This is a genomic window from Tolypothrix sp. VBCCA 56010, assembly GCF_050875635.1.
Classification (GTDB): domain Bacteria; phylum Cyanobacteriota; class Cyanobacteriia; order Cyanobacteriales; family Nostocaceae; genus Hassallia.
The window spans coordinates 1-2681 of sequence record NZ_JBPAOH010000308.1; the positions used below are offsets into that span (position 1 = coordinate 1).

General features: G+C 39.9%; 6 protein-coding genes and 1 pseudogene. 1 reads left to right on the forward strand and 6 read right to left on the reverse strand.

Translation table 11 applies throughout. The annotated features are described in order from the left end of the window. A partial coding sequence (locus AABK37_RS40995; RefSeq protein WP_432557110.1) for a hypothetical protein occupies positions 1-198 on the forward strand: 198 nt, incomplete at its 5' end. A 104-nt stretch (positions 199-302) separates the two neighbouring features. Here the strand turns inward: AABK37_RS40995 and AABK37_RS41000 are convergent. The 6 genes and pseudogenes from AABK37_RS41000 to AABK37_RS41025 form a co-directional block, all read right to left on the reverse strand. Then, positions 303-563: a PIN domain-containing protein gene (locus AABK37_RS41000; RefSeq protein ID WP_432557111.1), complete on the reverse strand. Its 261-nt coding sequence runs from the start codon at positions 561-563 to the stop codon at positions 303-305. A gap of 111 nt (positions 564-674) precedes the next feature. Next, on the reverse strand, positions 675-881 hold the full coding sequence (locus AABK37_RS41005) for a hypothetical protein (RefSeq protein WP_432557112.1): 207 nt from the start codon (positions 879-881) through the stop codon (positions 675-677). 36 nt (positions 882-917) lie between these two features. After that, a complete protein-coding gene (locus tag AABK37_RS41010) occupies positions 918-1058 on the reverse strand; it encodes a hypothetical protein (protein ID WP_432557113.1) in 141 nt (46 codons plus the stop codon). Between the two features lie 74 nt (positions 1059-1132). Next, positions 1133-1351, reverse strand: a complete 219-nt coding sequence (locus AABK37_RS41015; RefSeq protein ID WP_432557114.1) for a type II toxin-antitoxin system HicA family toxin — start codon at positions 1349-1351, stop codon at positions 1133-1135. Then, positions 1351-1593: a type II toxin-antitoxin system HicB family antitoxin gene (locus tag AABK37_RS41020; RefSeq protein ID WP_432557115.1), complete on the reverse strand. Its 243-nt coding sequence runs from the start codon at positions 1591-1593 to the stop codon at positions 1351-1353. Before AABK37_RS41020 ends, AABK37_RS41015 begins: the two co-directional genes overlap by 1 nt. A gap of 406 nt (positions 1594-1999) precedes the next feature. Then, positions 2000-2680: pseudogene (locus AABK37_RS41025) on the reverse strand (Uma2 family endonuclease); the annotation flags it as partial. Between the last annotated feature and the right edge of the window lies 1 nt (position 2681).

The window sequence follows — 2681 nt, forward strand, 5'->3', positions numbered from 1 at the left end:
TTCGATTTTCATCACGACAGCTTCAACGTTAGTAACGACAGCTTCGATTTTCATCACGACAGCTTCAACGTTAGTAACGACAGCTTTTATATTATAAGCAAAACTAAAGCGTTGGTAACGACAGCTTTTACTTTGATAATAAAAGCTTATGCGTTAAGGTATAGCAGGGGACTGGGTGAAAAGTCTTTTGGTGTCTAGGTTTTATCATCTGTTGATGTCCTAATCACCTTGGCTGTTGCTATAAATTATCAAGTGATAAGCGATGTTTGACGACAAGCCGCTAAGGTGTCTACGCCGGCTTACTACACAATTTGCACTGTTTGAGTGTTAATTTGTGTTACATTATTCAACCTAGCATCATTCGTAAATAACATTGCATTCAATTTTTGTGCAGTTGCGGCAATAATGGCATCAGGAAGCCGAAGTTTGTATTGTTTGCGAAGTGCTATTGTGAAATTTTTGATATTACTATCAATACCAACAACTGTAATTTTATTCAAAAACTCAATAATTTGTGTTTCTTCGTTTGAACTGAGGCTAGGATAAGATAACAATTCAATCAACTGTAATTACGGACACAAAATATTTTCCTGATGGTAATGAATTGACTAACCTACCACCCAAAAAGTACAAAACTATATTTGTATCTAGTAATATTAAAGGCTGCGTCAAGTTTACTCATCCCTGCTTTGCTGCTGATATTCTAAAGGGTCTTGAGTCAGTTGAATTACACCAGCGTACTTATTTAAATCAAAATTTTCTTGTTGTGATTGATAAACATTTAATATTTGCTCAATTCTCTGCCAGTCTTGATAATCAATCAAAACTGCTACTGGACGCATTGCTTCATCAGTGACAATTTTCTTATTTACTCTTAGCATAATTGTTTAGTTGGGATGTAAGTTGACTTTTTTATCTTAGCTTTTTCGCCTAATTGGATAAATAGCGATTAAAGAAAGCAAGTCAAACTGCATGAATTGATGCGATCGCACTCCTTGGAAATATAGCGGTTCCCATTCAGATGCGGTACAGTTTTGTGTTGCCAGGTGTAGGGGCACGGCAGTGCCGTGCCCCTACGGGTGTACCTCGCTAGGTCAGGAAACGCTATAGTAAGCGATCGCCTGCTTCAACATCACAACTGTTCCCACTCATCCTTCTCAATTCCAGCTTGTCGCAATATCTCAGCTAAAAGCCCCTTACCGATATCACTTTTGTGAGGATTTGGTATTCGTACCGTGATATCATCTTTAATCATATATTGATGCTTGCCACCAGAAAAGGGTCCCTCAAACCCTAGTTGCCTCAAGTAGCGAATTAAGTCGGGACGCTTGATAGGTTTGAAAGTAGGCATTATGCCACTTCCTTGATTGACAATTCAATGCCATCAACTACAGGTAACGCTAAATTTCGCGAAACCCGCAAGAAAATCCACTCTTCGAGAACCTCTTCTAATTCTTCTCTACAGACTTCCAAAGTATCTGTGTTAGCCCAAACACCCTGAAATCCAGGAATTTCTCCATAAAATGTGCCATCATCTGACAAAATCTTATATTTAGCTTGATGCAGTGCAGCTTTTATGTATTTTGTCAACATAAATATAGTGTTTTAATTGTCTAGAATATCTATAAATAGTTTAACGTCTTGCTGTATCAGCTTTATTCATCCCTGCTTTGCTGCTGATATTCGCTCATAGTCTTGAGTGAAGCGTTTGAAAAACAAGATTCCCGACAACTTATGCGAAATCGGGAATCTAGGTAGGAATTTGGGTAATAGCGATCGCCTAAATCAAAATGAACTAATTACATCACACCTCCGGTTCAATTCCCGCTGCCCTGAGTTGTTGTGCTAATCTTTCAGCGCGTTGACGTTCATCATCAGCACGTTGACGTTCCTCATCCGCACGTTGACGTTCCTCATCAGCACGTTGACGTTCATCCTCAGCACGTTGACGTTCCTCTTCTGCACGTTGACGTTCTTCTTCTACACGTTGACGTTCTTCTTCTACACGTTGACGTTCTTCTTCTACACGTTGACGTTCTCTAGTTGTCAACTCCGAACCCCACAGCAGCAGTTCTCCGCTTTCATCCCACCAGCGCAACCAATAGCCATTTCGATTTTCGCGATTACCTTGCCATATACCTAAGAAAAGGTTCATTTCTCCAATCCAGCAACGATTATTTACATCTGGGGTTTGAATTTGATAGCGTCCTGAATCATCCAATTGATAAACCTCCAGTACTCCAGTACTCGGTTCAAAAATTGCATAATTGGGAACTTGCAAAATCTGTTCGTAAAAAAACCACTTTCCCGGTGGATAAGTTGGTTTGCTGGAATATTCCCCACCTTCGGTATCGGAAATAAATTCCATGACAATGACTGGAATATCTCCCTGAAGTCGCGGTGTATAACTGCGCGTCACTTCTTCTCGCGAAACCCGAATTACTGGTACATATCCCCAATCAGGTGCTTTCACCACAAACTTATTATTTAAAGTGGCACAAATACCATAATTAGTGGTAGTCAAAGCATTCGCGGGTAATTTACCAGCAAACACCAAGCTTTCGGTTAACGCAGCAGCTAAAGGTGGTTGATTAATATTATCCACTGGCTCGTCATCTAAAATAAAATCGTCTGGTAACTTTTCCCAGGTAACTTCAAATGTGGCTGAATTAGCTAACATA